Origin of the sequence: Mycobacterium sp., assembly GCF_052145595.1 — a bacterium.
GTDB lineage: Bacteria > Actinomycetota > Actinomycetes > Mycobacteriales > Mycobacteriaceae > Mycobacterium.
Window position 1 is genome coordinate 1 of the sequence record NZ_JBKQOI010000179.1, and the last position, 6241, is coordinate 6241.

2 protein-coding genes are annotated in these 6241 nt (G+C 66.3%); both read left to right on the top strand.

All coding sequences use genetic code 11. The features are described 5' to 3' along the window. Nucleotides 1-148 precede the first annotated feature (148 nt). Nucleotides 149-3322 (top strand): adenylate/guanylate cyclase domain-containing protein, encoded by a 3174-nt coding sequence (locus ACLP4W_RS16775; protein ID WP_442387786.1) that lies wholly within the window; start codon nucleotides 149-151, stop codon nucleotides 3320-3322. Continuing rightward, complete coding sequence (locus ACLP4W_RS16780) at nucleotides 3319-5985, top strand: ATP-binding protein (RefSeq protein WP_442387787.1); 2667 nt, start codon at nucleotides 3319-3321, stop codon at nucleotides 5983-5985. Before ACLP4W_RS16775 ends, ACLP4W_RS16780 begins: the two co-directional genes overlap by 4 nt. Nucleotides 5986-6241 lie beyond the last annotated feature (256 nt).

The following is a 6241-nucleotide window of genomic DNA, read 5'->3' on the forward strand; positions in this document are numbered from 1 at the left end:
AGGACGGCGGCAGAGATCGGCTGATCCCGGCGCGCTCAACAACCCCGGGGTTACCAGGGGCGGTTCGACGCGGGACCCGGGTCCCGCAGATCGCGTGCCGCCCTGATCTATCATGCGGGGTCGGGACCCCTAGATCGGTGGTGCTCGGATGACGGCGGGCGTGGCGTGCGGGTCGTGCGGTACTGAGCTGCCGCCGAACTCGAAGTTCTGTAACGAGTGCGGTGCGCCGGTTATGACTGCCATGACACCGGCCGAGTACAAGCAGGTGACCGTGCTGTTCGCTGACGTGGTGCATTCGATGGACATCGCAGCGGCCGTCGGTGCAGAGCGGTTACGCGAGATCATGACCGAACTGGTCACACGGGCTTCGGCGGTGGTGAAACGGTATGGCGGGACGGTGGATAAGTTCACCGGTGACGGGATCATGGCGGTGTTCGGCGCGCCGGTGGCGTTGGAGGACCACGCCCTGCGTGCGTGCCGGGCCGCCCTGGAGATCCATAGTGGCATCAGCGATCTGGCCGATGAGGTGTCCCGCCGTGACGGTGTGGATCTTAAGTTGCGGATCGGGCTGAATTCCGGGCAGGTGATCGCCGGGGAGATCGGTTCGGGCGGTGCCGGGTACACCGCGATCGGGGAACAGGTCGGCATGGCCCAGCGGATGGAATCGGTGGCCCCGCCGGGTGGCGTGATGGTCAGTGCATCCACTGCGCGGCTGGTCGAAGGCGCAGCGGCCCTCGGCGTTCCCGAGCTGGTTCAGATCAAGGGCGCAGGCGAGCCGGTGGCCGCCCAGCGGTTGTTGAACATGTCGGAAGAGCGTCGCCCTGTTGGCCGTGTTGAGTCGAATCTGGTCGGTCGGCGATGGGAGATGGTCGCCGCCGAGGCCTTGTTGGACCGTGCGATCGGCGGGCATGGCGGCGGTCTAGGTATGGTCGGCTCACCTGGCATCGGTAAGAGTCGCCTGGTGCGCGAGGTCACCGCGATGGCCACCGCCCGGGGTGTCGAGGTGTTCACCGCCTTCTGCGAGTCGCACACCAGCCAGGTCCCCTTCCACGCTGTCGCCCGGCTGCTGCGCGCCGCTACCGGCGTCGAGGGTCTTGACGCACATGCCGCGCGCGCCCATATCCGCGACCGAAATCGCGACGCAGATCCCGAGGATTTGTTGCTCTTCGATGACCTGCTGGGCATCGCCGATCCGGATATCGCTCTGCCGAAGATCGATCCCGACGCCCGTCGGCGGCGCTTGACCGCTTTGGTCAACACCGCAGCCCTGGCCCGCGTAAACCCCGCGGTCTATGTCATCGAGGACGCCCACTGGATCGATGAGGTCAGCGAGTCGATGATCGCCGACTTCCTCACCGTGATCCCGCAAACGCCCTCGCTGGTTTTGATCACCTACCGACCTGAGTATCGGGGCGCACTATCTCAAGTGGTGGACGCACAAACCATAGTCCTTGCACCCCTTGCTGATTCAGAGACCGCAGCACTGGTCTTAGGGCTGCTTGGCCATGACCCCTCGGTGCGCGAACTGGGCCAGACGATCGCCGACAGGGCCGCTGGTAATCCGTTCTTCGTCGAGGAGATCGTGCGCGAACTGGCCGAGCGTGGTGTCTTGAACGGGCACCGCGGCGCATATCTGTCGACCGCAGAGGTTGCTGATGTCAGTGTGCCTGCCACGTTGCAGGCGACCATCGCCGCCCGCATCGATCGGCTCGACCCGAGCGCGAAGCGCACGCTGAGCGCAGCAGCGGTGGTCGGTTCGCGGTTTGGTCTCGACCTGCTCACTGTGCTGGGCGTCGAACCGGTGGTTGATGACTTGATGGCGGCCCAGCTCATCGATCAGGTCAGATTCACCCGGCAACCCGAGTACGTATTCCACCATCCGCTGATCCGCACGGTGGCCTATGAGGCTCAGCTCAAATCGGATCGCGCCGAGCTACACCGGAGGGTGGCCGCGACTATCGAGGGACGCGACCCCGAATCCGCTGACGAGAATGCCGCCCTGATCGCCGAGCACCTGGAGGCCGCCGGTGATCTGCATGCCGCCTACGGCTGGCACATGCGCGCCGCAACGTGGGCAACCAACCGCGACATCGCCGCAGCGCGACTCAGTTGGGAGCGCGCCCAAAAGATCGCCGACGCATTACCCGCCGAGGACTCGAACCGAGCAGCAATGCGCATCGCCCCGCGCACCATGTTGTGCGGGATCGGCTGGCGAGTCCATATAAATGTTGCCGGGATCCGCTTTGATGAATTGTGGGAGCTGTGCACCGCCGCCGGGGACAGGGCGTCATTGGCGATCGGAATGGCGGGGCTGGTGGCTGATCACGTGTTTGAGGGCCGGATGCGGGAAGCGTCGCAGCTGGCATCGGAAGCCATGGCCCTCATCGAGTCGGTCGGCGATCCGACACTGACGGTGGGGCTATCCTTCGCGCCCATCCACGCCAAGATTACGAGCGCCGAGTGGTCTGACGCGCTCCGGTGGTCACAGAGGGTCATCGACCTAGCTGACGGTGACCCGTCAAAAGGCAACTTCATGTTCGGATCTCCATTAGCACTTGCCTTTACGCAGCGGGCTATGGCCCGTTATAACCTGGGTCGTCCTGGATGGCGAGACGACCTGCGCCACGGCCTTGCCATGGTCCACAGCGCCGACCCCATGTCACACGGCACGGTTGTCACCTACGTCTACACCCCCGGGATACCGCTGGGCGTGCTCAGGGTCGACGATCGCGCGCTGCGCGAGATCGAGGATGCCCTGCGGATTGCCGAACGATCCGGTGACGATCTCGCATTGTCGAACTCCCGGATGACGCTGGGCGTGGCGCTGGTGCACCGCCCAACGGACGCGGAGGGTGACCGCGGACAGAAGCTACTGGCCGAGGTCAGAGACGTGTTCGTACGCCGCGGACGCAACCTGGGCGATTTACCGAACGTCAACGTGTACTTGGCGCGTGAGAGGGGTCGGCGTGAAGATCGCGATGAGGCCATACCGCTCATGCGCGCGGCCGTCGACGATCTGTTCCGCGAGGGACGGCTGCTGTTGTGGGGCAAATCGGCGACGGGCGTTCTGGTGGAGACACTGCTTGAGCGCGGGTCCCAGAGTGACGTGGCCGAAGCCGAGGCCGCGATCGAGCGGTTAGCAGCGGCACCGACCGACGACGGCGTAGCTATGCGCGAGATCTGGCTGCTGCGGCTGCGGGCTCTCCTGGCGCGGGCTCACGACGATGCTGACGCCTACGCAGACTTCAGGGATCGCTACCGAGACATGGCGAGAACGCTTGGCTTCGAAGGGCATATCGCGTGGGCCGAGGCGATGCTATGACGGCGGCTGCTCCTTCGGGGGTGGTGACGTTCTTGTTCACCGATGTGGAGGGTTCGACCCGTCGGTGGGAGTCCGACGCGCAAGCGATGCGGGCCGCGCTCGTCGTCCACGACAAGGTGTTGCGCACGGTGATCGAGACGCACGGCGGTTTCATGTTCAAGCACACCGGCGACGGTGTATGCGCCGCGTTCGCCTCGCCCAGGTCAGCAGTCGATGCTGCGGTGGCCGCGCAGCAGAAGCTGGAGTTGCCGGTGCGGATGGGGATCGCCACCGGTGAAGCCGAGCTGCGCGAGGGTGATTATTTCGGTGCGGTGCTGAATCGTGCGGCGCGGGTGATGGCCGCAGGGCATGGCGGTCAGATCCTGTTAGCCGAGTCGACGGCGGTTCTGCTCAGCGGGGTTGATCTCGTGGATCTGGGGCCGCGACGGTTGCGGGACCTGCCCACTCCGGTCGGGGTGTTTCAGGTGCGAGCGCCGGGCGTGCGGGCCGACTTCCCGCCATTGAGGGCACTCGATGTGACGCCGGGGAATCTCCGGTCTGCGGTCACCAGTTTTATCGGGCGCGAGTCCGAGGTCGACGAGGTGAAAGAGGCGCTCCATGAACACCGGTTGGTGACATTGACCGGTGTGGGCGGGGTGGGCAAGACTCGTCTGGCCTTGGAGGTCGCCTCGCGCCTGGGCGATGAGTTCCCCGACGGCGTCTGGGTTTTCGAACTGGCCGCAGTCACCGACCCCGCGGCGGTACCCGACGCCGTCGCGGCGGTGTTGGGCATCACCCAGCAACCGGGCAAGACAGTGACCGAGTCGGTGGCCTCCGCGTTGGAGGGCCGGTCGCGGCTGCTGGTGTTCGACAACTGCGAGCACGTTGTCGACAGTGTCGCGGATCTGGGCGAGGCGATCCTGGCCGCCTCGGCGACAGCAACGATTCTTGCGACCAGCCGCGAAGGATTGGGGGTCAGCGAAGAACAGTTATGGCGTGTCCCCTCGCTCGACGTCAACTCCGGAACCGAATCCGCCGCCGTGGACCTTTTCGTCGACCGTGCCCAAAGTGTCGTGTCGGACTTCTCGCTGGCCCAGCCGGGCGAGGCGGACGCTGTGGTGGAAATCTGCCGACGCCTCGACGGGATCCCGCTGGCCATCGAGCTGGCGGCCTCGCGCATGGCGTCGATGACCGCCAGCGAGGTTCGTGACCGTCTCGATCAGCGGTTCCGGTTGCTGGTCGGGTCGCGGCGCGGCCTGGAACGCCACCACACGCTGCGCCACGCGGTGGCGTGGTCCTACGACCTGCTCGGCGATGCGGAGAAGGCGCTGCTGGAGCGGTGTTCGGTGTTCGCCGGTGGATTTGATCTCCAAAGCGCCTGCGCCGTGGCCGGATCCGACGACCCCGACGACTACGCGGTCCTTGATCTGCTCGATGCGCTAGTGCGCAAGTCGCTGCTGGTGGCTGATCGGTCGGCGGGGCGGACCCGGTTCTCGATGCTGGAGACGATCCGCCAGTTCGCCGAGGAACAACTCGTCGCCCGCGGCGAAGCATCCGAGATTCGGGCCGCCCACTCGCGCTACTTCGCCGGACGGGAAGCCGACATCTTGGCCCTGTGGGACAGCCCCCGACAGCGTGAGGCCTACGACTGGGTCACCATCGAGCTGGCCAATCTGCGCACCGCGTTTCGGTGGGCCGCCGACCACGGCGACCTCGATGTGGCCGCCGCCATCGCCACCTACGCGGGGCCGTTCGGCTATCTGGTCGGCAATTGTGAGCCGATAGCCTGGGCCGAGGAGCTGATCGAACCGGCCAGCGCCGTGGACCATCCCCGGCTGGCGTTCCTGTACGTGCAGGCGTCGCTGTGCTGGGTCGTGGGACGGATCGAGGACGCTGTCGGCTATGCCGACGCGGGCCAGACGGTGATCGACAGTGGCGGCGAGGTGCCGTTCGGCATCGAGGGCCGACTCGGCTTCGTGTACGCGGCCATCGGCCAGCCCGAACGGTGGGTCGAGTGGTGCCGCGCCCAGCTCGCACGCGGCCACGACACCCATGCACTCACCCGGGCAAACCTGGTCGTCGCGCTGACGGCCGCCGGGGCCGGTGAGGAGGCGCGGGCCGCCGCGAACGGGCTGATCGAAGCCGCCGAGGCCACCCACAACCCCTATGCGCTCTCGTTCGCGCTTTACGGCTACGGCTCCGCCTTTAGCGATGCGGACCCCGTCCGCGCGCTGGAAGCCCTGCGCCGGGGCCTGATGATCGCCCAAGGCAGCGGCAACCGCTACGTCGAAGCTAACCTGGCGACCGCTTTGTCTCCGCTTGAGGCCGAACACGGCGACCCGCTAGCGGCGCTCGATCACATCACTCTGGCCATCCGCAACTTCTACGACTCAGGCAACGTCGGCCTTATCCGTATCGCCCTGGCAACTCTCGCGGTCTTCCTCGACCGCCTCGGACGCCTAGAACCGGCAGCCACCATCGCCGGTTTCGCATTCAGTCCCCTCACCGCGTCGGCAAGCCCCCAACTCAGCACAGTGATCACCCACCTCCGCGAAGTCCTCGGCGAGGCGACTTACGAATCGCTCGCCCGCAAGGGTGAGACGATGACCACCGCCGCCATGGTCGCCTACGCATACGACCAAATCGACCAGGCCCGAGCAAAACTGGAAGCGGTCTCGACATAGAGCCCCGTTCCTCCTGCCCGTTCCTCCTGTACGGCTGCGGCGGGCACTGAGCGCAGTGCCTGCTCCGCACGTCAACCTGGCGCAGGTCTGAGGCCGAGCCCCGGACCTTGGGGCAGACCGCCAACACAGCTGTCATCAGTTTCTTCATCGCAGCACCCCCTCAGCTGCGGAACCACAGGGGAAGCCAGCGGCGCTGTCAGCCCAGTGCCGAACCACCGGGATCAGGGACGGTCTGTAGGCGACCACTGCGGCGGCG